The sequence below is a fragment of the Cupriavidus sp. BIC8F genome (assembly GCF_032465815.1).
Taxonomy (GTDB): domain Bacteria; phylum Pseudomonadota; class Gammaproteobacteria; order Burkholderiales; family Burkholderiaceae; genus Cupriavidus; species Cupriavidus necator.
In genome coordinates this window covers 2,170,814-2,196,023 of sequence record NZ_CP136094.1, presented here as the reverse complement: position 1 = coordinate 2,196,023, position 25,210 = coordinate 2,170,814, and the positions used below count along the sequence as shown (strand labels likewise).

Genomic DNA, 25,210 nt, shown 5'->3' with positions numbered 1-25,210 from the left:
CGACATGCCGGCGGACCCGCCATTTTACTGCACCGGCCCCGTCCGGCGCGAACCGGGCGAGGCCAGGCCGCCGCCGTGTTGCCGGCTCACGCCACCGCTCACTCCCCGCCCTTGCCGCCGTCCTTTGCCTTGGCCACGCGCTGCTCGCGATGCCAGGCGGCATCCAGCTCGCGCAGGTGGCGCAGCTTCTCGGCGATCTTGCCCTCCAGCCCGCGCGGCACCGGCTGGTACCAGCCCTGGGCCTTCAGGTCGTCCGGGAAGTAGTGCTCGCCGGCGGCGTAGGCCTCGGGCTCGTCGTGCGCGTAGCGGTAGGCGTGGCCGTGGCCAAGCTCCTTCATCAACTTGGTCGGCGCGTTGCGCAGGTGCACCGGCACCGCGCGCGACTTGTCCTTGCCGACGAAGGCGCGCGCCGCGTTGTAGGCGTTGTAGCCAGCGTTGGACTTGGGCGCCACGGCCAGGTAGATCAGGGCCTGGCCCAGCGCCAGTTCGCCCTCGGGCGACCCCAGGCGCTCATAGGTCTCGGCCGCGTCCAGCGTGATGCGGGCGGCACGGGGATCGGCCAGGCCGATATCCTCCCACGCCATGCGCACGATGCGCCGCGCCAGGTAGCGCGGGTCGGCGCCGCCGTCGATCATGCGGCAGAACCAGTACAGCGCCGCGTCGGGGTCCGAGCCGCGCACAGACTTGTGCAGCGCGCTGATCTGGTCGTAGAAGGCGTCGCCGCCCTTGTCGAAGCGGCGCAGGTTTTCTGACAGCGCGCTGCCCAGAAGCGCGGTATCGATCTGCGCGGCGCCGGCGGTGCGCGCGGCGCGCGCCACGATCTCGATATTGTTCAGCAGCTTGCGCCCGTCGCCATCGGCCGAGGCCACGATCAGTTGCAGCGCTTCGTCCTGCCAGCTCAGGCCGCCCGCCTGTCCGCCGAGTTCTTCGCTGGCGCGCAGCGCCAACTGCGTCAGCTCGGCATCGTCCAGGCTCTTGAGCACATAGACCGCCGCGCGCGACAGCAAGGCGCCGTTGACCTCGAACGAGGGGTTCTCGGTGGTGGCGCCGATAAAGGTGAAGAGCCCGCTTTCCACATGCGGCAGGAAGGCATCCTGCTGGCTCTTGTTGAAGCGGTGGACTTCGTCGACGAACACCAGCGTGCGCCGCCCGTGCGCGCGGAACTGCTCGGCGCGCTCGACCGCCTCGCGGATGTCCTTGACCCCCGACAGCACCGCCGACAGCGCGATGAACTCGGCGTCGAAGGCACTGGCCATGAGCCGCGCCAGCGTGGTCTTGCCTACGCCCGGCGGGCCCCACAGGATCATCGAATGCGGCTCGCCGGACTCGAACGCCACGCGCAGCGGCTTGCCCGCACCCAGCAGGTGCTGTTGCCCGATCACCTCGTCGATGGTGCGCGGGCGCAGGCGCTCGGCCAGCGGTTGCCGGGAACGGTCGGGAGTATCGGAAAACAGCGTGTCCGCCACGGTATTCAAGCCTTGTGAATGCAGAACGCCACAGTGTAGACCATCGGCGCCCTGCCCCTGCGTGGCAGGCTAGGCGGCAAATGCCACCACATCCTCGATCTCGACACGGATGCCGATGCGCTCGCCCACGGCATGGTTGTGGTGGGACGGCACCAGCGCCAGCACGCGGCCGCCGCTGGCCAGGCGCAGCGTGTACAGGATCTCGGCGCCGCGGAAGGCCTTGTGGACCACCTCGGCGCGCATCGGGCTGGCGTCGTCGTGGATGATGTCGTCGGGGCGCACCAGCACGTCGACGGCGGCGCCCGCGGGCAACGCCAGCGGCGCCGCGGGGCGCAGCAGGCCCAGTTCCAGTTCAATCTCCGCAGGCCCGCGCAGCCGCCCCGCCATCAGCACGCCCTGCCCGATAAAGCCCGCGACAAAGCGCGATGTCGGCCGGTGGTACAGGTTGTGCGCGCTGCCCCACTGCTCGATCACCCCGTCGTGCATGACGCCGATCTCGTCGGCCATGGCAAAGGCCTCGTGCTGGTCGTGCGTGACCAGGATCGCGGTGGCGCCCTGCGCCTTCAGGATTGCGCGCACCTCCAGGCTCAGGCGTTCGCGCAGGTCGACGTCGAGGTTGGAGAACGGCTCGTCGAGCAGCAGCAGTTCCGGGCGCGGTGCCAGCGCGCGGGCCAGCGCCACGCGCTGCTGCTGGCCGCCGGACAGCTCATGCGGATACTTGTGGCCCGCACCGGCCAGGCCGACCAGCTGCAGCACCTCGTCCACGCGCGCCGCGCGTCCGGCGCGGCTGGCCCGCACTAGGCCGAAACCCACATTGGTCGCCACGTCCAGGTGCGGGAACAGCGCATAGTCCTGGAACACCATGCCGATGCGGCGCTGCTCCGGCGCCAGCATCGCCCCGGACGACGACACGACCTGCCCGTCCAGCACGATGCGGCCATCCTGCAGCGGCTCGAAACCGGCGATGGCGCGCAGCACCGTGGTCTTGCCGCAGCCGCTGGGACCCAGCAGGCAGGCGATATTGCCGCGCGCCACCGAGAACGACAGTCCCTTGACCACCGCATGGCGGCCGAAGGCGTGACGGATATGGTCGACCTCGATGACAGCGGCGCCAGCGCCAGTGACGTCAGCAGCGCCTGCGCGGGTCACCGGCCGGCTGCGGGCCTGGGCGCCGGGCAAGCGTGAATAGGAATCGGTTCGCATGTGCGCATTATAGGGACGCAGCCGGGGCCGGGACCGCCTTTCGGGGTGAAAGGGTGCCCCACATTGCTAAAATGCGGCAGCCCGCACGCTGTGCGCGGCGCTTCCGCCCACTTTCCGACGCATGCTCCTGTCCAGCCGCCGCCGCTTCCATCCCCTGACCCTGGCCACCCTGGCAATGGCGCTGCTGATCGCCGTGCCGGTGCTGGTAATCGCCTCGGCCGTGCTGCTGCCCGCCGGCGACACCTGGCGCCACCTGATCGACACGGTGCTGGCGGAATACGTGCTCAATACCGTCTGGCTGCTGTGCGGCGTCGCCGTGGGGGTATTGCTGCTGGGGGTGACCACCGCCTGGCTGGTATCGACCTACCGTTTCCCGGGCCACTCCGTGATGGAATGGGCGCTGGTCCTGCCGATGGCGATGCCCGCCTACGTCATCGCCTATGCCTACACCGATGCGCTGCAGTTTGCCGGGCCGGTGCAGGGCTGGCTGCGCGAGCTGACCGGCTGGAAGGCGCGCGAGTACTGGTTCCCCGATATCCGCTCGCTGGGCGGAGCCATCGCGCTGTTCTCGCTGGTGCTGTACCCCTACGTCTACCTGACCGCGCGCGCCGCCTTCCTGCAGCAGACCCAGAACACGCTGGAGGCCGCGCGCCTGCTCGGCCACGGCACCTGGAGCCGGCTCTGGCGCGTGGTGCTGCCGCTGGCGCGCCCCGGCATCGTTGCCGGCACCGCGCTGGCGATGATGGAAACGCTGGCCGACTTCGGCACCGTCGCCTACTTTGCCATCCCGACTTTCTCCACCGGCATCTTCCGCGCCTGGTTTTCGCTTGGCGACAAGAACGCCGCGGCGCAGCTGTCGGCATGCATGCTGCTGTTCGTCGCCGCCATCCTGCTGATGGAGCGCGCCAGCCGCGGCCGCGCCCAGGTCTACGGCAACCAGCGCCGCGCCGCGGCCTGGGCGCTGGACGGCGCGCGCGGCTGGCTGGCGCTGGCCGTTTGCATGGTGCCGGTGCTGCTGGGCTTCCTGGTTCCCGCGCTGATGCTGTGCCGCATGGCCTTCACCGACGGCGATGCGCAGTTCGGCCCGCGCTTTGTCGGGCTGGTGCGCAACAGCTTCCTGCTGGCCAGTGCCACCGCGCTGGCCGCGGTGGCGGTCGCGCTGGCGGTGGGCTACGCCGCGCGCGCGGCCAACGGCAAGCGCAGCTGGCTGATGCGCGGCCTGACGCGGCTGTGCGGCATGGGTTATGCGCTGCCGGGCTCGGTCATTGCCGTGGGCGTGCTGGTGCCGGTGGCGCGACTCGACAACGCGCTGTCGGCCTGGCTGCAGCAGCAGTTCGGGCTCTCGGCCGGGCTGCTGCTGACCGGCGGCATCGCCGCGCTGGTCTATGCGTTGCTGGTGCGCTTCCTGGGCGTGGCGCTGCAGACCGTCAATGCCGGGCTGGGCAAGATCACGCCCAGCATGGACGCCGCCGCGCGCAGCCTGGGCCACGGCCCCGGCGCCACGCTGCGGCGCGTGCATTTCCCGATGCTGCGCGGCAGCCTGCTGACCGCGGCACTGATCGTCTTTGTCGACGTGATGAAGGAGCTGCCGGCCACCTTCGTGATGCGCCCGTTCAACTTCGATACGCTGGCCGTGCAGGCCTACAACCTCGCCGCCGACGAGCGCCTGGCCGAGGCCGCCACCGCCTCGCTGGTGATCGTCGCCGTGGGCCTGCTGCCGGTGATCGTGCTGTCGCGCACGATCCGGCGCGAAGCACAGTGCTGAGCCCGCCACGCTTCTTGCCCTAAAGTCGCGCTGCCGCGCGCCGATAGCCTTTTATGGCCCGGCGTTCGCCCGGGAGCGAACAGCGGCATGCCTGCCGCGCAAGAACCTATGCTGCGATATCACATCCTGCTGTTCAAGTTGAACCGGCTCAGCCGCAACAAGCTGAGCGGCGTGGAAGAAGTCTCGCTGGCCGGGCAACTGGCGGAGATGGTCGATTCGGCCGACACGGCCGCACGCGTCATCGCTGACCTGTTCGATCATGCCAACCCGCAGGTGCGCCGCATCGCGCTCAACGCGATCCGCCGCGCGCGGCAGTTCTCGTCGCCCGAACTGCAGCCCGCGCTGGTGCGCCGCATGGCCGATGCTGAAGCGGTGCTGCGCCATGACGCCGTCTGGATCGTGCAGGAAACCCGGATGGATGGCGCCGAACTGCGCGCCGCGCTGCGCCGCCTTGCCGGCAAGGTGCAGCTGCCGTGGGACGCCGAGCGCGCCCGCGCCAATCCCGGCGACACAGCGCTGGCGGCGCAGGTGCGCGCACGCATGGCATTGGACAAGCTGCTGGAAAAGAGTGCGGCGCAGCGCAACCAGGCACTGGCCGCGATGACGCTGGGCGGGACGCCGGACCAGACCTATGCCGAAGGCACGGTCGGCCACAAGGGCCTGCTGCACCGGGCACTGGTGCGGCGCCAGGCGGGGCGGCGGCTCAACAGCAGCGTGAAGCTGACGTTCCGCAAGCTGGAGCCCACGCAGGTGACGGGGAACAAGCGGTTCCTGCTGTAGCAGGAACCGCCCTGCTGCAAAGGCCGTGGCGGCTTACTTGAAGCCGGCGCGGTCCACCAGCTTCTGTGCCTGCGGCTGGTACTTGCCCAGTTCGGCCACGTTGATGGTGTCGGACTTGAACGTGCCCAGCGCTTCCAGCGCCGGGTTGCTGACCTTCACGCCCTGCACCACCGGCCATTCGTTATTGCCGTCGGCAAAGTAGCGCTGCGCTTCGTCGCTGGCCAGGTACTCCAGGAACTTGACCGCCGCTTCCTTGTTGGGCGCATGCTTGAGCATGCCGCCGCCCGAGACATTCATGTGCACGCCCTGGCTCGACTGGTTCGGCCACAGCACGCCCAGCTTGTCGGCCACGGCCTTGTCTTCCGGCTTGGTCGACTTCAGCAGGCGCGCGATGTAGTAGGTGTTGGCGATGGCCACATCGCACTCGCCAGCGGCAACCGCCTTGAGCTGGTCGGTGTCGCCGCCCTTGGGCACGCGCGCCAGGTTGGCGGCCACGCCGCGCGCCCATTGCTCGGTGCGTGCCTCGCCATCATGGGCGATCAGGCTGGAAACCAGCGACAGGTTGTAGACATGGCCGCTGGAACGCGTGCAGACCTTGCCCTTCCACTTGGGATCGGCCAGGTCTTCATAGCTGGCGATATCGCCGGCCTTGACTGCGGTCTTGTTGTAGGCGATCACGCGGCCGCGCGCCGAGAAGCCGAACCATTCGCCATTGGCGTCCCGGTAGTTGGCCGGGATGCGCGATTCCAGCACCTTCGACTTTACCGGCGCAAACACGCCAGCCTGCTGGGCGCGCCACAGGCGGCCGATATCCACCGTGATGAACACGTCCGCCGGGCTGTTGGCGCCTTCATTGCGGATGCGCTCCAGCAGCGGGTCTTCCTGGCCTTCGATGCGGTTGATCTTGATGCCGGTCTGCTTGGTGAAGTTGGCGTACAGCGCTTCGTCCGTCTGGTAGTGCCGCGCGGTGTAGAGGTTGAGCACCTTTTCTTGCGCCGCCGCGGCGAGCGGCAGGGTCAGCAGGGCCAGCGCCGCAGCGCGCGGCAGTAAGGTTCGGATAGTGGTCTTCACGCGGATGGCTCCCCAGCATGGTTTGGGCAGCCGCCGGGGACCCCGGGGCCGCCCGGTTATTGGATTCCGGTCAACGGGAAACAATATTGATTCTTGTTCAGGCCGTCAAATTACAATTCCGTCATGTTGACGGCCGTTGACAGGACAATGCCAGCAGGATGCGCGCCCGGCCTCACCCTCGGCGCACCCAGACTACCTTGCCGGCCTTGACGCCCAGGGTGCGGCGCTGCGGGTTGTAGTCCATGGTGCCGGGGAACTGCTGGCCGTCGCGCTCGCCCAGGCGCCACGCGCAGCCCTGCAGCAGGCCGATGACCTCGGCCTCGGTCTTGCCGACGAGGGCATCGTCGGCCAGCTTGTCGGCGGCACAGCCCTCGGGCGTGCCACGCGCGCCTTGCGGGCCGGTCGGCGCGGGCGCCGGCGGCTGCGCCGCGCAAGCCGCCAGCAGGGCCCCGCCCGCCGCCAGTGTGGCGGCCTGGCGCGTCCAACGGCGGATGGTTCGCATCGCAATCATGTCGTTCTCCTGATGGGTATGGCGAGTATGAGGATGCTGGGACACGCGGCGCCCCGCGGCGTTCAGCTTCCTTGCACGCCGACACGAAACTTTTGTCGCATTGCCATCTATTGTGCACATTTTCCGTGTGGCGTCGGCTTGATCTGGATAAACCGGGCGATAACCCATGCGTGCTATCAGTGAGTAAGCGGGCCGGCAACGTCCCGCACCACTCCACCCACCGCGCATCCCCCTGCGCCTTCCCTGGGAGCAACGCATGACCGCAATGATGAAAGCCGCCGTTTTTGTCGAGCCTGGCCGGATCGAACTGGCAGACAAGCCCATCCCGGATATCGGCCCCAACGATGCCCTGGTGCGTATCACCACCACCACCATCTGCGGCACCGACGTGCACATCCTCAAGGGTGAGTACCCGGTGGCAAAGGGCCTGACCGTGGGCCATGAGCCCGTCGGCATCATCGAAAAGCTCGGCAGCGCGGTGAGTGGATACCGCGAAGGCCAGCGCGTGATCGCCGGCGCAATCTGCCCCAACTTCAACTCCTACACGGCGCAGGACGGCGTGGCCTCGCAGGATGGCAGCTACCTGATGGCCAGCGGGCAGTGTGGCTGCCACGGCTACAAGGCGACCGCGGGCTGGCGCTTCGGCAACATGATCGACGGTACCCAGGCGGAATACGTGCTGGTGCCCGACGCCCAGGCCAACCTGGCGCCGATCCCGGATGGCCTCACCGACGAGCAGGTGCTGATGTGCCCTGACATCATGTCCACCGGCTTCAAGGGCGCGGAAAACGCCAATATCCGCATCGGCGACACCGTGGCCGTGTTCGCGCAGGGCCCGATCGGGCTATGCGCGACCGCCGGTGCGCGGCTGTGCGGCGCCACCACCATCATCGCCATCGACGGCAACGACCACCGGCTGGAGATCGCGCGCAAGATGGGCGCGGACGTGGCCCTGAACTTCCGCAACTGCGACGTGGTGGACGAGGTCATGAAGCTGACCGGCGGGCGCGGCGTCGACGCCTCGATCGAGGCGCTGGGCACGCAGGCAACCTTCGAGCAGTCGCTGCGCGTGCTCAAGCCCGGCGGCACGCTGTCCAGCCTGGGGGTCTATTCAAGCGACCTGACCATTCCGCTGTCGGCCTTCGCCGCGGGGCTGGGCGACCACAAGATCAACACCGCGCTGTGCCCCGGCGGCAAGGAACGCATGCGGCGGCTGATCAATGTGATCGAGTCGGGCCGCGTCGACCTGGGAGCGCTGGTGACGCACCAGTACAAGCTGGACGACATCGTCGCGGCCTACGACCTGTTCGCCAACCAGCGCGACGGCGTGCTGAAGATCGCCATCAAACCGCACTGACGGCGGCGCCTCAGGTTCAGCCCTTGGCCCGGGCGGTCAGCGCCTGCATGGCGTCGGCCGGCAACGGGCCGTGGCAGGTGCGCTCGCCGCCGGACTCGCTGACCACCAGCCACACCTCGCCGGGCTTGTCCTTCGGGTGCAACAGCCAGGCCGGGCCGCGCGCGCTGCTGCTCGGCGGCAGGTCTTCCAGTACGCCGGTGCTGGCCGATTGCAGCATCACCGCGCAGTCGGTGGCAGGCACGCGCGTGGCCTTGAGGAAGGCCCCATTGCCCAGCACTTCGGGCAACGCCGAGTCCGATGCGCGCAAGAAGGAATCGACATCGAACTTGCTGGCGCCGCCGCCGCTGCTGGCGCATGCCGCCAACAGCAGCGCGCCGGCACTGGCCAGCAGCACGGCGCGCTCGCGGCGCCGGGAACGGATGGTGACTGCGGGACCTTCCTGCGGATCGTTCATGGCGGGCCTCACTGCTTCATCACATCGGCGCCCTTGGGCACCGTGAACCGGAATGCATCGGCCGCCAGCGGCGGGTTTTTCTGCATGCCCGTGAAGGTCAGCAGGGTGGTGTTGCCGAATGCGTCGCGCAGCTCCATGGCTTCAAGATTGCCGGCCTTGAAGCCGATGCCGATGCGCTCGAACTGCGTGTCCTTGGCCTTGGGCGTCAGCTCCAGCCACTCTACGCCATCGCGCGTCGGGCCGTTCTTGACCACGAAGTTCTTTTCCAGGTCATTGCTGCCGAACAGGATCGCCGCCGGGCTAGAGCCGAGCGCACCGTCGAGCTTGCGCTCGGTGACCTGGTTCAGGTCCTTGTCGTAGATGTACAGGGTCTGGCCGTCGGCCTGCAGCAGCTGGTCGTAGGGCTTGGTATAGCGCCAGGTGAACTTGCCCGGGCGCGAGAACACAAAGGTGCCGCTGGAGGTGCCGGTCACCTTGCCATTGGGGCCCTGCCCCTTGACCTGGCGCTGCGTGAACTCGCCGCGCGCGCTCTTCACGCCGGTGACAAAACTCTGCAACTGGTCGGTGGCGGCGGCATGGGCCGGCGCCTGGAGGGCAAACATCGCCAGCGCGGCGCAAGCCGACACGAGGATGCGGTTTCGCATGGTTCGGGTCCTGGTAGTTGTAAGGTGCGTTGCCTGCGCCGTCGGGCACGGGCAACCTGTCCTTTTAGAGCCGCCGGCGGCCCGGGGATTCCGCGCGCCGCACGCCGGCGGGTAACCGGATATTACGAGGGCTGCGCGAGCGGCGCTCAGTCATCTTCGCGGGCGGCACCCGCGCCCTGCACCAGGATGTCGCGGTTGCCGTTACCCGACATGGCCGAGACCATCCCGGCCTTTTCCATGTCTTCGAGCAGCCGCGCGGCACGGTTGTAGCCGATGCGCAGGTGGCGCTGCACCAGCGAGATCGACGCGCGCCGGTTCTTCAGCACCACCTCGACTGCCTGGTCGTACAGTGGATCGGCCTCGCCGCCGCCACCGCCAATGCCGGCACCGCCGCCAAACCCGTCGCCACCGCCGGCGTCATCGGTCAGGCCGCCTTCGAGGATGCCCTCGATGTAGTTGGCTTCACCGGATTCCTTGAGCTTTTCCACCACGCGGTGGACTTCCTCGTCCGAGACAAAGGCGCCGTGCACGCGCACCGGCAGGCCGGTACCCGGCGCCAGGTAGAGCATGTCGCCCATGCCCAGCAGCGCTTCGGCGCCCTGCTGGTCGAGGATGGTGCGCGAGTCGATCTTGCTGCTGACCTGGAACGCGATCCGGGTCGGCACGTTGGCCTTGATCAGGCCCGTGATCACATCCACCGACGGGCGCTGGGTGGCCAGCACCAGGTGCAGGCCGGCCGCGCGCGCTTTCTGCGCAATGCGGGCGATCAGCTCTTCCACCTTCTTGCCGACCACCATCATCAGGTCGGCCAGCTCGTCGATGACGATGACGATGGTGGGCAGCCGGTCCAGCGGCTCCGGGGCGTCCGGGGTCAGGCTGAACGGGTTGGGGATCTTCTCTTCGCGGGCCGCGGCCTCGTCGATCTTCTTGTTGTAGCCGGCCAGGTTGCGCACCCCCAGCTTGCTCATCAGCTTGTAGCGGCGCTCCATCTCGCCGACCGCCCAGTTCAGGGCATTGCCGGCCTGGCGCATGTCGGTCACCACCGGGCACAGCAGGTGCGGGATGCCCTCGTAGACGCTCATTTCGAGCATCTTCGGGTCGATCAGGATCAGGCGTACGCTTTCCGCCTTGGCCTTGTACAGCAGCGACAGGATCATCGCGTTGATACCGACCGACTTGCCCGAGCCGGTGGTGCCGGCCACCATGCAGTGCGGCATGCGGGCCAGGTCGGCCACCATCGGCTTGCCGGCGATGTCCTTGCCCAGCGCCATGGTCAGGCTGGACGAGCTCTCGTTGTAGACCTGTGAGCCAAGGATTTCCGACAGGCGCACGGTCTGGCGCTTCGGGTTGGGCAGTTCCAGCCCCATGTAGTTCTTGCCCGGGATGGTCTCGACCACGCGGATCGACACCAGCGACAGCGAGCGCGCCAGGTCGCGCGCCAGGTTCACCACCTGGCTGCCCTTGACGCCGGTGGCCGGCTCGATCTCATACCGCGTAATGACCGGGCCCGGGTAGGCCGCCACCACCTTGACCTCGACGCCGAAGTCCTTGAGCTTCTTCTCGATCAGGCGCGAGGTGAATTCCAGGGTCTCGGCGCTGACGGTTTCCTGGTGCGGGGGGATCGGGTCCAGCAGCGACAGCGGCGGCAGGTCCGAGTCCTGGATATCGGCAAACAGCGGCTGCTGCTTCTCGCGCTCGACGCGCTCATGCTTGGGCACCGCCTGCGGGCGCACGATCTGCACCGGCGCCGCCTCTTCGATGCGCACGCGCTGCACCTCGACGGTTTCCTTGCGCTCGGTCTTGGCGGCCTCGCCGATGATGCGGTCCTGCTTGCTCTCGCGGCGGGCCTTGAGGCCCAGGAACAGGGTCTCGACAAAGCCGCCGACATGCTCGGCCACGGTCAGCCAGGAGAAATGGAAAAACAGTGACAGCCCGATCGCCAGCAGCAGCAACAGCAGCAGGGTCGCGCCGGTGAAACCCAGCGCCACCTGCAGCCAGCCGCCCAGCAGGTCGCCCAGCACCCCGCCCGGCGCGCGCGGCAGCGCGGCGCGCAGCGGGTACATGCGGATCGCCTCCAGGCCCATGCTGGAGAACAGGGTCAGCCCAAAGCCGATCCAGCTGACGGTCACGCCCTGGCGGTGCAGGCCGTGGTCAGCGCGCTCGGGCAGCTCGGCGGTCAGCGTGCGCCAGCCGCGCCAGCAGCGGCGCACCAGCAGCACCGCCAGCCAGTAGGCGGAAAAGCCGAAGATAAAGAACAGCACGTCGGCCACCCAGGCGCCGACGCGGCCACCCAGGTTGTGGATATCGGCCACCTGGTTGGCATGCGACCAGCCGGGATCGGTCTTGCTGTAGCTGGCCAGCACGCACAGGAAGCCCAGCGTGACGGCCAGCAGCAGGAACCAGCGGACCTCGCCCAGCAGTTTGCCGATGCGGGATGGCAAGGCTGAGGGATCGGTGCGGGTGGTCGTGGTAGCTCGGGCCATGCCTGGTTAAGACTCGCGTGTAAGGTGATTCCGGATGCTGATCGGGTGCATTCAGGGCCGATGCCGGCATCGGTCAGTGGTCACTCACCGGGTGACTGACGGTCATCGTGGCGGCCATTTTAACGTGGCCCGAGACTATCGCACTCATTGGAATTTGCAACAGTGAGCAAATGCGGCTCCTCTTATAATGTCGCTTTCGAGCAATGCCGGTGGGCAGCATGCCGCACCGGCCACAGGAACGCATCATGGCAAAACACGCAAAAGTGCTGATTCTCGGTTCTGGTCCCGCCGGCTATTCCGCCGCGGTCTACGCGGCCCGCGCCAACCTGGAACCGGTGCTGATCACCGGCCTGGCACAGGGCGGCCAGCTGATGACCACCACGGACGTCGAGAACTGGCCGGGCGATGCCAAGGGCGTCCAGGGTCCTGAACTGATGCAGCGCATGCTGGCGCATGCCGAGGAATTCAAGACCGAAATCATCTTCGATCACATCCACACCGCCAAGCTGGTGGACGACAACGGCCAGCCGGCCCGCCCGTTCCGCCTGATCGGCGACGCCGGTGAATATACGTGCGACGCGCTGATCATCGCAACCGGCGCCTCGGCGCAGTACCTGGGCCTGCCGTCCGAAGAGTCCTTCATGGGCCGCGGCGTGTCGGCCTGCGCCACCTGCGACGGCTTCTTCTACAAGAACCAGGAAGTGGCCGTGGTCGGCGGCGGCAACACCGCCGTGGAAGAGGCGCTGTACCTGTCGCACATCGCCAGCAAGGTCACCGTGATCCACCGCCGCGACAGCTTCCGCGCCGAGCCGATCCTGGTCGACCGCCTGCTGCAGCGTGAAAAGGAAGGCCGCGTGGTGATCCGCTACGACAGCGTGCTGGACGAGGTGCTGGGCGATGAATCCGGCGTGACCGGCATCCGCATCCGCGGCACCAAGACCGGCCAGGCCGAGGACCTGAAGCTGGCGGGCGTGTTCATCGCCATCGGCCACAAGCCCAACACCGACCTGTTCGAAGGCCAGCTGGCCATGGAAAACGGCTACCTGGTGACCAAGTCGGGCCTGCAGGGCGACGCCACCGCCACCAGCGTGCCGGGCGTGTTTGCCGCCGGCGACGTGCAGGACCATGTCTACCGCCAGGCCATCACCAGCGCCGGCACGGGCTGCATGGCTGCGCTGGACGCCCAGCGCTTTGTCGAAGCCCTGAAGTAAGCACAGCCCCCTCCGCCGGCCGGGCCGCCACGGCCCGCCGGCGCGTCCCCTCGGCATCTCGTGCCACCCTCCTGCCGCCCCGCCAGTCGATATAATCGGCGCCGAGCCCCCGGAGATTCTCAATGACGCACGGCGCCCGCAAACCCGACCGACCGCCCCAACGATTCGGCCTGAACGACCTTGCCAGGCTGCGCGACACCCTCAAGGCCGATACCGAGCGCCGCGAAGCCGAGCGCGTGGCCGCCGAGCAGGCCGCCCAGCGCGCCCGCGAGGAGGCCGACGTCTTCCGCACCAGCGTGGGCCAGGTCAGCCAGCTGCGCGACCGCAACCGCGCCCCCGTGCCCGCCAGCAAGCCCGCCCCGGTGCCCGTGCAGTCGCGCCGCAACGACGAAGCCGTGCTGGCGGCCTCGCTGTCCGATGATTTCGACGTGGAAAGCCTGCTGGAAACCGACGAGACCCTGTCGTTCCGCCGGCCCGGCATCGGTATGGACGTGATCCGCAAGCTGCGCCGCGGCGAATGGGTGCCGCAGGACAAGGTCGACCTGCACGGCCTGCGCAGCGACGAGGCGCGCGAGGCGCTGGCCGAGTTCCTGCGCCGCTCGGTGCGCAACGGCGTGCGCTGCGTGCGCGTGATCCACGGCAAGGGCCTGGGCTCGCCCGACAAGCTGCCGGTGCTCAAGGGCAAGGTGCGCAGCTGGCTGGCGCAGAAGGAGGAAGTGCTCGCCTTCGCGCAGGCGCGCGAGGCCGAAGGCGGCGCCGGCGCACTGATGGTGCTGCTGCGCCAGCCGCGCACCTGACGCCTCGCCACGGATGCACGTTCCGCTTGATTTGCTGATGGGGCGGCTGCCCCTGATCCTCCACATCATGGAGGTGATCGGCGTGCTCGCCTTTGCGGTTTCGGGCGTGGTCGACGCGCGCAAGCAGCGCCTGGACGTGGTCGGCACCTTCGTGGTGGCGTTTGCCACCGCCTTTGGCGGCGGCACCGTGCGCGACGTGCTGCTGGACCGGCGCCCGTTCTACTGGGTCGACCACGAAGGCTACGTGCTGCTGATCTTCGTGATGTCATTCGGCGCCTCGTTCGTGCTGCGCGTGGTCAGCCGCGTGGCCTCGGACCGGGCCATGATCGTGGCCGATGCGATCGGGCTGGGGCTGTTCTCGGTGACCGGCGCCTCGCTGGCGCTGGTGGCGCAGATGACGCCCACCGTGGCGGTGATGATGGGCATCATCTCGGCCGTGTTCGGCGGCGTGGTGCGCGACGTGTTGTGCAATGAGGTGCCGATGATCCTGCGCGACCGCTCGCCCTATGCCACCTGCTCCTTTATCGGCTGCTGGATCTATGTCGGCATGAGCTGGCTGGCGGTGCAGCAGGAAGCGGCGCTGCTGACCGGGGCAGTGGCGATCATCGCCATGCGGCTGGTGTCGGTGCGCTACGGGTGGAAGCTGCCCAGCTGAACGCCGCCCCGCCAACAAAAACGCCGCCTTGCAAGGCGGCGTTTTTCTGTCCAGGCCCGTGGCTCAGACCGCGGCTTCGTCCTGCTCGCCGGTGCGGATGCGGATCACGCGCTCGATCTCGGTGACGAAGATCTTGCCGTCGCCGATCTTGCCGGTGTGGGCGGCCTTGACGATGGCGTCCAGCACGGTGTCCAGCTGGTTCTCGGCCACCACCACTTCGATCTTGATCTTGGGCAGGAAGTCGACCACGTACTCGGCGCCACGGTAGAGCTCGGTATGCCCTTTCTGGCGGCCAAATCCCTTCACTTCGGTCACCGTCAGCCCGGTCACGCCGACGTCGGCCAGGGCTTCACGCACCTCGTCGAGCTTGAACGGTTTGATGATGGCGGTAATCTGCTTCATGACTGGCCCCTGTTTATCGTTTGTTCACACGCCTGGCGGCGCATCGCCGCGGTCGCGGCGCTCTCCGGCTGGCATTTTACCAGCCCTTGGCCGCTTGCATTTCCGCCTACCCCACAGCCAGCGCGGCCGCAGCGTTGGCTAGCGCGCATCCGGGCACGCCCCGGCCCTGTGGATAAACCTGTGGACAGTCACTGGAGAAACTGTGCACAAGCCGCCACCCAAGCGCCGGGGCACGACCGGCGCCGCGCTCAATCCGGCACCTTCTCCAGGTCCGCCAGCCACACCACCGACTCTGAATCGCTCGGCGCACGCCAGTCACCCCGCGGCGACAGCGATCCGCCCGAGCCCACCTTGGGCGCGTTCGGGATGCATGAGCGCTTGAACTGGCTGGTGCGGAAGAAGCGGTCCAGGAAGATCGCCAGGTTGCGCTTGATCTCCGGCAGCCCGTACTGGTTGCGCACCACATGCGGGCCATTGGGCCAGGCGCCGCGCTCGCGGTCGCCCCAGGCGTGCAGCGCCAGGAAGGCGATCTTGGACGGCGTGAAGCCGAAGCGCAGCGTGTAGTAGAGGTTGAAGTCCTGCAGTTCATACGGGCCGATGGTGCTCTCGGTCTTCTGCTCGGGGCCGTGATTGCTGTCGCCCGGAACCAGCTCGGGGCTGATGTCGGTGTCGAGCACGGCCAGCAGCACGTCGGAACCGCCCTCGCCCACCTGCCCGGTCTCGGCCACCCAGCGCACCAGGTGCGAGATCAGCGTCTTGGGCACGCTGGCGTTGACGTTGTAGTGCGACATGTGGTCGCCCACGCCATAGGTGCACCAGCCCAGCGCCAGTTCGCTCAGATCGCCGGTGCCGATCACGATGGCATGGTGGAAGTTGGCCAACCGGAACAGGTGGTTGGTGCGCTCGCCGGCCTGCACGTTCTCGAAGGTCACGTCATAGACCTTTTCGCCGGCGGCGTACGGGTGGCCCAGGTCCTTCAGCATGGCCAGGCACGACGGGCGGATATCGATCTCGGTCGCGGTGCAGCCCACCACCTGCATCAGCTGGCGCGCCTGCAGCAGCGTGCGGTCGCTGGTGGCAAAGCCCGGCATGGTGTAGGCCAGGATATTGGCGCGCGGCAGCCCCAGGCGGTCCATCGCCTTGGCGCAGACCAGCAGCGCGTGGGTGGAATCCAGCCCGCCCGACACGCCGATCACCACCTTGCTGATCTTGCTCGCCGACAGGCGCTGCACCAGCGCCTGCACCTGGATGTTGTAGACCTCCATGCAGCGTTCGTCGCGCTGGCGCGGATCGGCCGGCACGTACGGGAAGCGCGCCACGTTGCGCGCCAGCGGCAGCGACTTTTCCGGCGTCAGGTCGAGCGGGAAGCGCACCACGCGGAACTTGTCCACTTCTGCCTTGTGCCGCCGCACCGAGTGGCCGAAGGTCACCTGGTGCATGCGCTCGCGCGACAGCCGCTCGACGTCGATATCGGCGCAGAGCAGGTGCGAGGTATCGGCAAAGCGCTCGGATTCGGCCAGCAGCTCGCCGTTCTCGCAAATCAGCGCCTGGCCGTCCCAGGCCAGGTCGGTGGAGGACTCGCCCTTGCCGGCCGAGGTGTACAGGTAGGCCGCCAGGCATCGCGCCGACTGCTGCGAGACCAGCTGGTGCCGGTAGCCGGCCTTGCCGACCACGATATTCGAGGCCGACAGGTTGACCAGCACCGTGGCCCCGGCCAGCGCCGCGAACGACGACGGCGGGATCGGCACCCAGACGTCTTCGCAGATTTCCGCGTGGAAGCGGAAGTCGGGGATGTCCTCGACATCGAACAGCAGCCCGGCGCCAAACGGCACGTCCTGGCCCAGCAGCCGGATCGACTCGACCGCGGCGTTGTCGGCGGCGCTGAACTGGCGCGCCTCGTAGAACTCCGAGTAGTTCGGCAGGTAGGACTTGGGCACCACGCCCTGGATACGCCCGCGCGCTACCACCACGGCGCAGTTGAACAACTGGTGCTCGACCCGCAGCGGCATGCCGACGATCAGCGCCGCCGGCAGCTTGCGCGAGGCCTCGACGATGGTGGCCAGCGCCGCCTCGCAGGCGTCCAGCAGCGCGCGCTGGTGGAACAGGTCGTCGCAGGTATAGGCAGAGATGCCCAGCTCCGGGAACGCCACCAGCACGGCGCCCTGCTGTGCCGCCTGCGCCGCCAGGGCAATGGTTTCGGCCGCGTTGAAGGCCGGGTCGGCCACCCGGCAGACGGGCACGCCCACCGCGACACGCGCAAAGCCGTGGGAATACAGGTTGAAAAACGGGTTCTTCATATCGGGCCTTGGTTATCGGACGGACCATGCCGCGCGCAGGCGGGCCGCCTGAAGCATCCGGGGATGCCTCGGCAGCACTGGTGACGAGGATGCTCCATTTTACGACGGCCGCCCCGCGCCTGCCGCGCGGCACCGCCGCATCGTTTCCGGTAGACTCGATCGATCCACAGACGGGAACTGGTGCAATGCAGTCTGAATCATGCGTGCCCGGCGAGGGCAAGGACCAGCGCCAGCCGGCACAGCACAAGCGCAAGGCGGCAGGCGACCCTGCGCACGAATACCGTACCGAGATCATCTCCGACCTGGGCGAGATCGATGCCGCCGCCTGGGACGCCCTGGTGGCGCACCACGCCGACGCCACGCCGTTCCTGAAGCATGCCTTCCTGCACGCCCTGCACGCCAGCGGCAGCGCCTGCGCCGAAACCGGGTGGAACCCGCGCTACCTGACGTTGTGGGCGCCGGCCAAGGACGGCCACCCGGAACGGCTGGCCGCGGCCATGCCGCTCTACGCCAAGGCACATTCCTATGGCGAGTATGTCTTCGACTGGGCCTGGGCCGACGCCTATGCTCGCAACGGGCTCGAGTACTACCCCAAATGGCTGGCGGCAATTCCCTTCACGCCGGTGCGCGGCGCGCGGCTGCTGGCCGAAGACGTCCATGCGCGCCGCCTGCTGCTGCAGATGGCGCTGGCGCTCGCCGCTGAAAGCCAGATGTCGTCGCTGCACATCCTGTTTCCCGACGAGGCCGAGGCCGCCCTGATGCAGCAGGCCGGCATGCTGATGCGGCACGGCGTGCAATTCCACTGGACCAATGACGGCTACGGCAGCTTCGACGACTTCCTCGCCACGCTGTCGCAGAAAAAGCGCAAGAACATCCGCGCCGAGCGCCGCCAGGTCGCGCAGGCCGGCATCACCTTCCGGCGCCTGCGTGGCGCGCAGATCGACGGCGACGCGTGGAAGTTCTTCAACCGGTGCTATCGCCAGACCTACCGCGAGCATCATTCCACGCCCTACCTGAACCTGGACTTCTTCCGGCGCATCGGCGCCGCCATGCCGCAGCACCTGCTGCTGGTGATCGCCGAGCGCGAGGGCCAGCCCATCGCCAGCTCGCTGCTGGTCTATGACGATACGCCTGAAGTCAGCACGCTCTACGGGCGCTACTGGGGCGCGCTGGAGCACCACGCCTGCCTGCACTTCGAGACTGCGTACTACCAGCCGCTGGAATTCTGCATCGAGCAGGGCATAGGAACCTTCGAAGGCGGCGCCCAGGGCGAGCACAAGATGGCGCGCGGCTTCCTGCCGGTGGCCACGCGCTCGGCCCACTGGCTGGCGCATCCCGCCTTTGCCGATGCCGTCGAGCGCTTCCTGGAACGCGAGCGCCAGGGCATCGACGCCTACCTGGACGAGCTGGGCGAACGCAACCCGTTCGCCCGCGCCTGAAGACTCCGCGCAGCGATCAACGCCACATCCGCCGCAGTGTGTTGTCGCCCAGCATGTAGTGGTGGAACAGCGACGCCATCGCATGCAGCCCGATCACCAGGTAGAAGGCGGTGCCCAGGGTCTCGTGGATTGCCTTGACGGTGTCCTTCAGCGCCGGGTCGGCTGCCACCAGCGCTGGCACTTCCATCCCCAGCGAAGGCAGCGCCAGCAGGTGGCCGCCGGCGTTCATCGCCAGCAGCCCCAGCAGCGGCTGGGCCAGGATATACAGGTAAAGCACCCAGTGCATGGCCTCGCCGGCCAGCTGCATCCAGCGCGCGCCCGGCTCCGGCGCGGGCGCCCCGCGCACCAGGCGCCACAGCAGGCGCGGCACCGCCAGCACCAGCACCAGCGCGCCTGCCCATTCATGGACCGTCATCGCCAGCGCGCGTGGCGGCGTGCCCTTGGCGAAGTTGCCCTTCAGTTCGATCGCGGCATAGGCCAGCGCCACCAGCAGGAACACCGCCCAGTGGAAGCACACGGCCAGCCGGTCATAGCGGCGCGACGGCGACAAGGCCCGCGGCAATGCCTGGATTTCGGTGATGGAATGCATGGGGACTCCTCTTGTCAGCACCCGCACAGCGTAGCGCAAGGCACTTGCGCGGGTACTGCCGTGCGTCAAGCGCGCGGCAACAAAAAACCCCGCCGCAGCGGGGCTTCTTCAGCGGCGGTTCAGCTTACTTCTTGTAGTTGGCCACGCCGTCGGTGATTTCCTTGTGGGCTTCCTCGATGCCGGCCCAGCCTTCGACCTTGACCCACTTGCCGGCTTCCAGTGCCTTGTAGTGCTCAAAGAAGTGCTTGATCTGGTCCAGCTGGTTCTGCGGCACGTCCGACAGGCCCTTCATGTAGGCGGTGGCCGGCGACAGCTTGTCCAGCGGCACGGCGACCAGCTTGGCGTCCACGCCCGACTCGTCGGTCATCTTCAGCATGCCGAGTGCACGGCAGCGCACCACGGCGCCCGCCAGGATCGGGAACGGCGACAGCACCAGCACGTCCACCGGGTCGCCGTCGCCCGACAGCGTCTGCGGGATATAGCCGTAGTTGGCCGGATAGCGCATGCCGGTGCCGATAAAGCGGTCGACGAACAGCAGGCCGGTTTCCTTGTCGGCCTCGTACTTCACCGGATCGCTCTGGGCCGAGATCTCGATGATGACGTTGAAATCGTTGGGGATGTCCTTGCCCGGGGTTACGAGGTTGAAGCTCATGCGGTTCTCCAGATGCCTGCGCGGTGTTGTTGGATGGCGGGCATTATAGCGGCTCATGCCTGACCGCAGGCTGACAGCTGGGCCAGGCACGGCGCATTGCACGCTGGCCGGTGTCGGCGATAATGGCGCATTCTTCAGCCGTCACTGAATAGCGCAGCCGCCACGCTGCCCCCCTGTTGCACCCGCTGCCCCGGAGCCACCCATGCACGCCCAGCACTTCGTCGCCAACCGCCTGATCGCGCCCGACAACGGCCTGCGCATCAAGGTCTTCGATCCGTCCAACGGCGAGCCGTTCGCCGAGATCGCACGCGGCAACGCCACCGATATCAACGTCGCCGTCCATGCGGCCCGCCAGGCCGCCGAAGGCGCCTGGGGCCAGATGGCGCCAGCCGAGCGGGTGCGCCTGCTCAACCGCGTCGCCGTGGCGCTGATCGCCCACGAGGACGAGCTGGCCGCGCTCGAGGCCCGCGACACCGGCAAGCCGCTGCGCCAGGCGCGCGCCGATGCCCGCGCCGTGGCCCGCTATTTCGAGTTCTACGCCGGCGCGGTCGACAAGCTGCACGGCCAGACCATCCCCTACAACCCCGGCTACACCGTGCTGACGGTGCGCGAGCCGCACGGCGTGACCGGCCACATCATCCCGTGGAACTACCCGCTGCAGATCTTCGGGCGCAGCGTGGGCGCGGCGCTGGCCACCGGCAACGCCTGCGTGGTCAAGCCGGCCGAGGACGCCTGCCTGTCGCTGCTGCGCGTGGCCGAGATCGCCGCCGAGGCCGGCCTGCCCGAAGGCGCGCTCAATATCATCACCGGCTACGGCCATGAAGCCGGCGCCGCGCTGGCGCGCCACCCGGGCATCAACCATATCTCGTTCACCGGCTCGCCCCAGACCGGCAAGCAGGTGGCCCAGCTGGCCGCCGAGAACCACGTGCCGGTCACGCTGGAGCTGGGCGGCAAGTCGCCGCAGATCGTCTTTGCCGATGCCGACCTGGATACGCTGGTGCCGGTGGTGGTCAACGGCATCGTGCAAAATGCTGGCCAGACCTGCTCGGCGGGCAGCCGCCTGCTGGTGGAACGGCCAGTCTATGACGCGCTGCTCGACCGGCTGGCGTCGGTGTTCGAGTCGCTGCGCGTGGGCCCGTCCGAGCTCGACCTGGAATGCGGGCCGCTGATCAGCCGCAAGCAGCAGCAGCGCGTGTGGGATTTCGTTTCCGATGCGCAGCACGCGGGCGTGTCGGTGATGGCGCAGGGCCAGATCGTGGCCGAGGCACCGGAGGCCGGCTACTACCAGGTGCCGATGCTGTTCCGCGACGTGCCGCCGGCGCACCGGCTGGCGCAGGAAGAAGTGTTCGGCCCGCTGCTGGCGGCGATGCCGTTCGACACCGAGGCCGAGGCCATCGCACTGGCCAACGGCACGCCCTACGGGCTGGTCGCCGGGGTCTGGACGCGCGACGGCGGGCGCCAGCTGCGCCTGGCGCACAAGCTGCGCGCGGGCCAGGTCTTTATCAACAACTACGGTGCCGGCGGCGGCGTGGAGCTGCCCTTCGGCGGCACCGGCCAGTCCGGCTACGGCCGCGAGAAGGGCTTCGAGGCCCTGTACGGATTTACCACCCTGAAAACCATCGCCATCCAACATGGGTAACATCAATTTCCTGTCCGTCGCCTTTGCCATCTTCTTTTTCTGGATGGCATGGCATGTGCGGAACAAGCGCGCCACCAATCCTTCCGGCATGCCGCGGCTGCAGGTCTTCAAGCGCAAGTGGGGCGACGTCGTCGGCGACCGCGTGCACTGGTGCCTGTATGTGGCACTGCCCTTCCTGCTGGCACTGATGATGGTTGCCAATGCGCTGCGCGGCCAGGGGCCGTTTTCGCATTAGTCCACTGAATCATTGAAATGGGAGGTGAAGGACATGTCATGCGGGATGCAGCGCTAGGGCGAAGCAGGGGTTTCGGATTGCATTGCAATCCGCCTGCGTAGCGACATGCGCTTGCAAGCGCATGTGCGCCCTGCAAGGGCAAAGCGCAGCAATAGCACGGCTATTGCGAGCATTTGCAACGACGCGATGCGCCCGCATGACATGGCAGGCACCGACCAATTTCAGTGATTCAGTGGACTTGGCATTGAGCCCCTCGCAGCACGGATCACCAGAACATAAGCACAACACCAGGAGACAAGCCATGAGACTGGACAACAAGGTAGCGATCGTCACCGGCGGCGGTTCCGGGTTCGGCGAAGGCATTGCCCACACCTTTGCGCGCGAAGGCGCCAACGTGGTGGTCGCCGACCTGCGCGAGGAAGCCGCCGAACGCGTCGCCGCAGCGATCCGCGACGCCGGCGGCCGGGCCCGCGCGGTGCGCGCCGACGTCTCGCGCGAAGCCGACACCGAGGCCATGCGCGAAGCCGCGCTGGCCACCTTCGGCGACGTGCATATCGTGGTCAATAACGCTGGCACGACCCATCGCAACAAGCCCATCCTCGAAGTTACCGAGGAGGAGTTCGACCGCGTCTACGTCGTCAACGTCAAGAGCATCTACTGGTCGGCGCGCGCCTTTATCCCGCACTTCCGCCAGCACGGCGGCGGCGTGTTCGTCAATATCGCCTCCACCGCCGGCATCCGGCCGCGCCCGGGCCTGGTCTGGTACAACGGCAGCAAGGGCGCGGTGATCACCGCCAGCAAGGCCATGGCCGCGGAACTCGGCAAGGACAATATCCGCGTCAACTGCGTCAACCCGGTGATCGGCGCCACCGCACTGCTCGAAGAATTCATGGGCATGCCCGATACGCCCGAGAACCGCGCCAGGTTCCTTGCCACCATCCCGATGGGCCGCATGTCGACCCCGCAGGACGTGGCCAACGCCTGCCTGTACCTGGCCTCGGACGAAGCCGCCTTTATCACCGGCACCTGCATCGAAGTGGACGGCGGCCGCTGCGTCTGAGCCGGCGCCGGCCTTCCCCCTTAGTCGTACCGCAGCTGTAAAACGCGTCACACAGAAACGCCAGATCCTCAGGAGACAGCATGACAACGACCGCAGTGAACCCCGGCGTCAGCGACGCCGCCTTTGAAGACGCCACCTACCGCAAGGTCAGCTGGCGCCTGGTGCCCTTCCTCCTGCTGTGCTACGTGGTGGCCTACCTGGACCGCGTCAACGTAGGCTTTGCCAAGCTGCAAATGCTCAACGACCTGCAGTTCAGCGAGACCATCTATGGCTTGGGCGCCGGCATTTTCTTTATCGGCTACTTCCTGTTCGAAGTGCCCAGCAACGTGATCCTGCACAAGGTGGGCGCGCGCATCTGGATCGCGCGCATCATGATCACCTGGGGCGCGATCTCGGCGGCGATGATGTTCGTCACCACGCCGACCATGTTCTACGTGCTGCGCTTCCTGCTGGGCATTGCCGAGGCGGGCTTCTTCCCCGGCATCATCCTGTACCTGACCTACTGGTACCCGGCCAACCGGCGCGGGCGCACCACCACCTACTTCATGACCGCGGTCGCGCTGGCAGGCGTGATCGGCGGGCCGCTGTCGGGCTGGATCATGCAGTCCTTCCACGGCCACAACGGCTGGTCCGGCTGGCAGTGGATGTTCCTGCTTGAGGGCATTCCGTCGATCCTGGTGGGCCTGTGGGTGCTGGCCTACCTGGACGACCGCATCGCCCACGCCAAGTGGCTGTCGCCGGAAGAGAAAGCGCTGCTGGAGCGCAATATCGCCAGCGAGGATGCGCACAAGGAAGACCCGCCGATCCGCACCGTGATGTCCAGCCCGCGCGTCTGGCTGATGAGCGCGATCTACTTCTGCTTCGTGATGGGCCTGTACGGCGTCAGCTTCTGGCTGCCGACCATCATCAAGCAGACCGGCGTCAAGGGCGCGCTCGATATCGGCCTGCTGACCGCCATCCCCTATGGCTGCGCGGTGGTCGGCATGGTGCTGGTGGCCTACAGCGCAGACCGCAGCGGCGAGCGCCGCTGGCATATCGCGCTGCCCGCGCTGGCCGGTTCGCTGGGCCTGCTGCTGTCTGTGCAATGGCATAGCGACACCACGCTGGCAATGGTGGCGCTGACGCTGGCCACCATCGGCATCCTGACCACGCTGCCGCTGTTCTGGAGCCTGCCGACTTCCTTTCTGGCCGGCACTGGCGCGGCCGCGGGGATCGCGCTGATCAACTCGCTGGGCAACCTTGCTGGCTTCCTCAGCCCCTATGCGGTGGGCTGGCTCAAGGACCTGACCCACAGTACCGATTCGGGCATGTACCTGCTGGCCGCATGCCTGGTGGTGGGCGCGGCGCTGACGCTGTCGGTGCCCAAGCGGCTGGTGAGCCAGAAATAACCCGTCCGCCAGGATCACACGCCGTCAACGGCCCTTCCCCTGCGGGAAGGGCCGTTTTTCTTCCGGCACCTGCGAAGTCGCTCGCACGCCGCCTGCGGGCCACAATGCGCCGTCGGCTGACGCGGATGTAGGACCAAGCCCGGCACTGTCGCTCGCCCTTGGGCCCTAGGATGGAAAGGAGAGACCCGAAGTGATCCCACGGGGTCCTCCGGGGCATCTGATTCCGAAGCTCGCCCAAGGAGGCCACGATGCCGCAACTGCTCCCGTTTGCCCCTACCCGTTCGCTGGAAATTGTCGATGCGCGCCTGGCACGCCGCTCGCGCGTCAAGCGCCTGGTGATCGCGCTCAGCGCCGGCGTGGTCGCGCTGCTGGCCCTGGTGCCGGCTGCCAGCCATGCGCAGGCGCCGGTGGTGGACGCCAGCCCTGCGCCTGCCGCCCTGGCGCCCGCTGCCCCGGGCAGCACCATGGCCCCGACCCCGGGTGCCACGATGCCGCCCGCGCCGCCGGCCGACACCATACCCCCTGCCACACAGCCCGCACCTGGCATAGCGGCGCCTGCCACGGCAGCACCGCCGCCGATGGCATCCCCGGCACCTGCGCCCACCGGCACGCCACCAGCCGCGCCGGCGCCACCGCCGATGGCAGCGCCCGCGCAGCCACGCCCGCCGCTGACCACGCCGCCCCCGCCGCCGCCGCGTGATGCCATGGTCCAGCGTACAGCCGGCTCGGTCGCCTATATCTGCGGCGGTGTCGCCGAAGACGAGCAGGTCGCGCTGCAATCGGAGGCGCGCAAGTACAACATGAGCCTGCTGTTCACGCAGGGTGCGCGCGGCGAGTACCTGTCCGACGTGGACGTCAAGCTGATGCGCGGCGGCAAGGAAGTCGCCAGCTTTATCGCCGACGGTCCGCGCTGCCTGCTGAAGGCGCCGTCGGGCACGTACAACGTGCGGGCGACTTACCAGGGCAGGACCAAGACCGCGACGGTCAGCACCGGCGGCAAGAACGCGCAGATGCGCTGGTAATCAGCCGGGACGGCGCGCCGTGCGGCGCGCCCGTGGAGGAGGAAAAAAGGCTCGGCATCTTGCGATGTCGAGCCTTTTTGCATGGCAGGC

General features: G+C 67.9%; 23 protein-coding genes. 12 read left to right on the top strand and 11 right to left on the bottom strand.

Annotated features, from left to right (window positions below):
- Positions 1 to 98 precede the first annotated feature (98 nt).
- Together RS901_RS10250 and RS901_RS10245 are read right to left on the bottom strand one after the other, a co-directional pair.
- The gene (locus RS901_RS10250; RefSeq protein ID WP_316148664.1) at positions 99 to 1,466 is read right to left on the bottom strand and encodes a replication-associated recombination protein A; all 1,368 of its coding nucleotides are present in this window, start codon (positions 1,464 to 1,466) and stop codon (positions 99 to 101) included.
- Positions 1,467 to 1,535: 69 nt separating this feature from the next.
- Positions 1,536 to 2,669, bottom strand: a complete 1,134-nt coding sequence (locus tag RS901_RS10245) for an ABC transporter ATP-binding protein (protein ID WP_316148663.1) — start codon at positions 2,667 to 2,669, stop codon at positions 1,536 to 1,538.
- Positions 2,670 to 2,790: 121 nt separating this feature from the next.
- Between RS901_RS10245 and RS901_RS10240 the strand changes: the two genes are divergently transcribed.
- Positions 2,791 to 4,434, top strand: a complete 1,644-nt coding sequence (locus tag RS901_RS10240; RefSeq protein WP_316148662.1) for an iron ABC transporter permease — start codon at positions 2,791 to 2,793, stop codon at positions 4,432 to 4,434.
- Positions 4,435 to 4,542: 108 nt separating this feature from the next.
- On the top strand, positions 4,543 to 5,214 hold the full coding sequence (locus RS901_RS10235; RefSeq protein WP_316148661.1) for a hypothetical protein: 672 nt from the start codon (positions 4,543 to 4,545) through the stop codon (positions 5,212 to 5,214).
- A gap of 33 nt (positions 5,215 to 5,247) precedes the next feature.
- Here RS901_RS10235 and RS901_RS10230 read toward each other — a convergent pair whose 3' ends face one another.
- Together RS901_RS10230 and RS901_RS10225 are read right to left on the bottom strand one after the other, a co-directional pair.
- The gene (locus RS901_RS10230; RefSeq protein ID WP_316148660.1) at positions 5,248 to 6,285 is read right to left on the bottom strand and encodes a Fe(3+) ABC transporter substrate-binding protein; all 1,038 of its coding nucleotides are present in this window, start codon (positions 6,283 to 6,285) and stop codon (positions 5,248 to 5,250) included.
- 172 nt (positions 6,286 to 6,457) lie between these two features.
- Positions 6,458 to 6,796, bottom strand: a complete 339-nt coding sequence (locus RS901_RS10225) for a hypothetical protein (protein WP_316148659.1) — start codon at positions 6,794 to 6,796, stop codon at positions 6,458 to 6,460.
- A 256-nt stretch (positions 6,797 to 7,052) separates the two neighbouring features.
- Here RS901_RS10225 and RS901_RS10220 point away from each other — a divergent pair, with 256 nt between their 5' ends.
- Positions 7,053 to 8,153 (top strand): NAD(P)-dependent alcohol dehydrogenase, encoded by a 1,101-nt coding sequence (locus RS901_RS10220; protein ID WP_316148658.1) that lies wholly within the window; start codon positions 7,053 to 7,055, stop codon positions 8,151 to 8,153.
- 16 nt (positions 8,154 to 8,169) lie between these two features.
- Here the strand turns inward: RS901_RS10220 and RS901_RS10215 are convergent, their stop codons facing one another.
- The 3 genes from RS901_RS10215 to RS901_RS10205 form a co-directional block, all read right to left on the bottom strand.
- Positions 8,170 to 8,607: a hypothetical protein gene (locus RS901_RS10215; protein WP_316148656.1), complete on the bottom strand. Its 438-nt coding sequence runs from the start codon at positions 8,605 to 8,607 to the stop codon at positions 8,170 to 8,172.
- An 8-nt stretch (positions 8,608 to 8,615) separates the two neighbouring features.
- Positions 8,616 to 9,251: an outer membrane lipoprotein chaperone LolA gene (lolA, locus tag RS901_RS10210; protein ID WP_316148654.1), complete on the bottom strand. Its 636-nt coding sequence runs from the start codon at positions 9,249 to 9,251 to the stop codon at positions 8,616 to 8,618.
- A gap of 146 nt (positions 9,252 to 9,397) precedes the next feature.
- A complete protein-coding gene (locus RS901_RS10205; protein ID WP_316148653.1) occupies positions 9,398 to 11,734 on the bottom strand; it encodes a DNA translocase FtsK in 2,337 nt (778 codons plus the stop codon).
- 245 nt (positions 11,735 to 11,979) lie between these two features.
- On the opposite strand from RS901_RS10205, the gene trxB reads away from it, so the two are divergent.
- The 3 genes from trxB to RS901_RS10190 all read left to right on the top strand — a co-directional run bounded on the left by trxB (position 11,980) and on the right by RS901_RS10190 (position 14,397).
- On the top strand, positions 11,980 to 12,945 hold the full coding sequence (trxB, locus tag RS901_RS10200) for a thioredoxin-disulfide reductase (RefSeq protein WP_316148652.1): 966 nt from the start codon (positions 11,980 to 11,982) through the stop codon (positions 12,943 to 12,945).
- Positions 12,946 to 13,067: 122 nt separating this feature from the next.
- Entirely contained in the window at positions 13,068 to 13,742 is a 675-nt protein-coding gene (locus tag RS901_RS10195; protein ID WP_316148651.1) for a Smr/MutS family protein, read from the top strand.
- A 13-nt stretch (positions 13,743 to 13,755) separates the two neighbouring features.
- The gene (locus RS901_RS10190) at positions 13,756 to 14,397 is read left to right on the top strand and encodes a trimeric intracellular cation channel family protein (protein WP_013955807.1); all 642 of its coding nucleotides are present in this window, start codon (positions 13,756 to 13,758) and stop codon (positions 14,395 to 14,397) included.
- A 63-nt stretch (positions 14,398 to 14,460) separates the two neighbouring features.
- Here the strand turns inward: RS901_RS10190 and glnK are convergent, their stop codons facing one another.
- Together glnK and RS901_RS10180 are read right to left on the bottom strand one after the other, a co-directional pair.
- Positions 14,461 to 14,799 carry a P-II family nitrogen regulator gene (gene glnK, locus RS901_RS10185; RefSeq protein WP_006162803.1) on the bottom strand — a complete coding sequence of 113 codons (339 nt, stop codon included), beginning with the start codon at positions 14,797 to 14,799 and terminating at the stop codon, positions 14,461 to 14,463.
- A gap of 248 nt (positions 14,800 to 15,047) precedes the next feature.
- On the bottom strand, positions 15,048 to 17,096 hold the full coding sequence (locus tag RS901_RS10180; RefSeq protein ID WP_316148646.1) for an NAD(+) synthase: 2,049 nt from the start codon (positions 17,094 to 17,096) through the stop codon (positions 15,048 to 15,050).
- Positions 17,097 to 17,281: 185 nt separating this feature from the next.
- On the opposite strand from RS901_RS10180, the gene RS901_RS10175 reads away from it, so the two are divergent.
- Positions 17,282 to 18,535, top strand: a complete 1,254-nt coding sequence (locus tag RS901_RS10175) for a GNAT family N-acetyltransferase (protein WP_316148645.1) — start codon at positions 17,282 to 17,284, stop codon at positions 18,533 to 18,535.
- 16 nt (positions 18,536 to 18,551) lie between these two features.
- On the opposite strand, the gene RS901_RS10170 is transcribed toward RS901_RS10175, so the two are convergent.
- Together RS901_RS10170 and ppa are read right to left on the bottom strand one after the other, a co-directional pair.
- Positions 18,552 to 19,124 (bottom strand): cytochrome b, encoded by a 573-nt coding sequence (locus RS901_RS10170; RefSeq protein WP_316148644.1) that lies wholly within the window; start codon positions 19,122 to 19,124, stop codon positions 18,552 to 18,554.
- A 124-nt stretch (positions 19,125 to 19,248) separates the two neighbouring features.
- Complete coding sequence (gene ppa / locus RS901_RS10165) at positions 19,249 to 19,776, bottom strand: inorganic diphosphatase (RefSeq protein WP_010813006.1); 528 nt, start codon at positions 19,774 to 19,776, stop codon at positions 19,249 to 19,251.
- A gap of 202 nt (positions 19,777 to 19,978) precedes the next feature.
- Here ppa and RS901_RS10160 point away from each other — a divergent pair, with 202 nt between their 5' ends.
- From RS901_RS10160 to RS901_RS10140, 5 genes are all read left to right on the top strand, one after another.
- Positions 19,979 to 21,415, top strand: coding sequence for an aldehyde dehydrogenase family protein (locus RS901_RS10160; protein WP_153954860.1), 1,437 nt, complete (start codon positions 19,979 to 19,981; stop codon positions 21,413 to 21,415).
- Positions 21,408 to 21,650 carry a hypothetical protein gene (locus RS901_RS10155; protein WP_013955797.1) on the top strand — a complete coding sequence of 81 codons (243 nt, stop codon included), beginning with the start codon at positions 21,408 to 21,410 and terminating at the stop codon, positions 21,648 to 21,650. Before RS901_RS10160 ends, RS901_RS10155 begins: the two co-directional genes overlap by 8 nt.
- Before the next feature lie 301 nt (positions 21,651 to 21,951).
- The gene (locus RS901_RS10150) at positions 21,952 to 22,710 is read left to right on the top strand and encodes an SDR family oxidoreductase (RefSeq protein WP_316148641.1); all 759 of its coding nucleotides are present in this window, start codon (positions 21,952 to 21,954) and stop codon (positions 22,708 to 22,710) included.
- 80 nt (positions 22,711 to 22,790) lie between these two features.
- Positions 22,791 to 24,098 carry an MFS transporter gene (locus RS901_RS10145; RefSeq protein ID WP_316148639.1) on the top strand — a complete coding sequence of 436 codons (1,308 nt, stop codon included), beginning with the start codon at positions 22,791 to 22,793 and terminating at the stop codon, positions 24,096 to 24,098.
- A 638-nt stretch (positions 24,099 to 24,736) separates the two neighbouring features.
- Positions 24,737 to 25,120, top strand: coding sequence for a hypothetical protein (locus RS901_RS10140; protein WP_410054172.1), 384 nt, complete (start codon positions 24,737 to 24,739; stop codon positions 25,118 to 25,120).
- The last annotated feature ends 90 nt before the right edge of the window (positions 25,121 to 25,210 follow it).

Excerpts from the sequence above, each read along its gene's own strand:
- RS901_RS10245 (WP_316148663.1), bottom strand. The coding sequence starts at position 2,669 with ATGCGAACCGATTCCTATTCACGCTTGCCCGGCGCCCAGGCCCGCAGC.
- RS901_RS10240 (WP_316148662.1), top strand. The coding sequence starts at position 2,791 with ATGCTCCTGTCCAGCCGCCGCCGCTTCCATCCCCTGACCCTGGCCACC.
- RS901_RS10235 (WP_316148661.1), top strand. The coding sequence starts at position 4,543 with ATGCTGCGATATCACATCCTGCTGTTCAAGTTGAACCGGCTCAGCCGC.
- RS901_RS10225 (WP_316148659.1), bottom strand. The coding sequence starts at position 6,796 with ATGATTGCGATGCGAACCATCCGCCGTTGGACGCGCCAGGCCGCCACA.
- RS901_RS10220 (WP_316148658.1), top strand. The coding sequence starts at position 7,053 with ATGACCGCAATGATGAAAGCCGCCGTTTTTGTCGAGCCTGGCCGGATC.
- RS901_RS10215 (WP_316148656.1), bottom strand. The coding sequence starts at position 8,607 with ATGAACGATCCGCAGGAAGGTCCCGCAGTCACCATCCGTTCCCGGCGC.
- lolA (WP_316148654.1), bottom strand. The coding sequence starts at position 9,251 with ATGCGAAACCGCATCCTCGTGTCGGCTTGCGCCGCGCTGGCGATGTTT.
- RS901_RS10205 (WP_316148653.1), bottom strand. The coding sequence starts at position 11,734 with ATGGCCCGAGCTACCACGACCACCCGCACCGATCCCTCAGCCTTGCCA.
- trxB (WP_316148652.1), top strand. The coding sequence starts at position 11,980 with ATGGCAAAACACGCAAAAGTGCTGATTCTCGGTTCTGGTCCCGCCGGC.
- RS901_RS10195 (WP_316148651.1), top strand. The coding sequence starts at position 13,068 with ATGACGCACGGCGCCCGCAAACCCGACCGACCGCCCCAACGATTCGGC.
- RS901_RS10190 (WP_013955807.1), top strand. The coding sequence starts at position 13,756 with ATGCACGTTCCGCTTGATTTGCTGATGGGGCGGCTGCCCCTGATCCTC.
- glnK (WP_006162803.1), bottom strand. The coding sequence starts at position 14,799 with ATGAAGCAGATTACCGCCATCATCAAACCGTTCAAGCTCGACGAGGTG.
- RS901_RS10180 (WP_316148646.1), bottom strand. The coding sequence starts at position 17,096 with ATGAAGAACCCGTTTTTCAACCTGTATTCCCACGGCTTTGCGCGTGTC.
- RS901_RS10175 (WP_316148645.1), top strand. The coding sequence starts at position 17,282 with ATGCAGTCTGAATCATGCGTGCCCGGCGAGGGCAAGGACCAGCGCCAG.
- RS901_RS10170 (WP_316148644.1), bottom strand. The coding sequence starts at position 19,124 with ATGCATTCCATCACCGAAATCCAGGCATTGCCGCGGGCCTTGTCGCCG.
- ppa (WP_010813006.1), bottom strand. The coding sequence starts at position 19,776 with ATGAGCTTCAACCTCGTAACCCCGGGCAAGGACATCCCCAACGATTTC.
- RS901_RS10160 (WP_153954860.1), top strand. The coding sequence starts at position 19,979 with ATGCACGCCCAGCACTTCGTCGCCAACCGCCTGATCGCGCCCGACAAC.
- RS901_RS10155 (WP_013955797.1), top strand. The coding sequence starts at position 21,408 with ATGGGTAACATCAATTTCCTGTCCGTCGCCTTTGCCATCTTCTTTTTC.
- RS901_RS10150 (WP_316148641.1), top strand. The coding sequence starts at position 21,952 with ATGAGACTGGACAACAAGGTAGCGATCGTCACCGGCGGCGGTTCCGGG.
- RS901_RS10145 (WP_316148639.1), top strand. The coding sequence starts at position 22,791 with ATGACAACGACCGCAGTGAACCCCGGCGTCAGCGACGCCGCCTTTGAA.
- RS901_RS10140 (WP_410054172.1), top strand. The coding sequence starts at position 24,737 with ATGGCAGCGCCCGCGCAGCCACGCCCGCCGCTGACCACGCCGCCCCCG.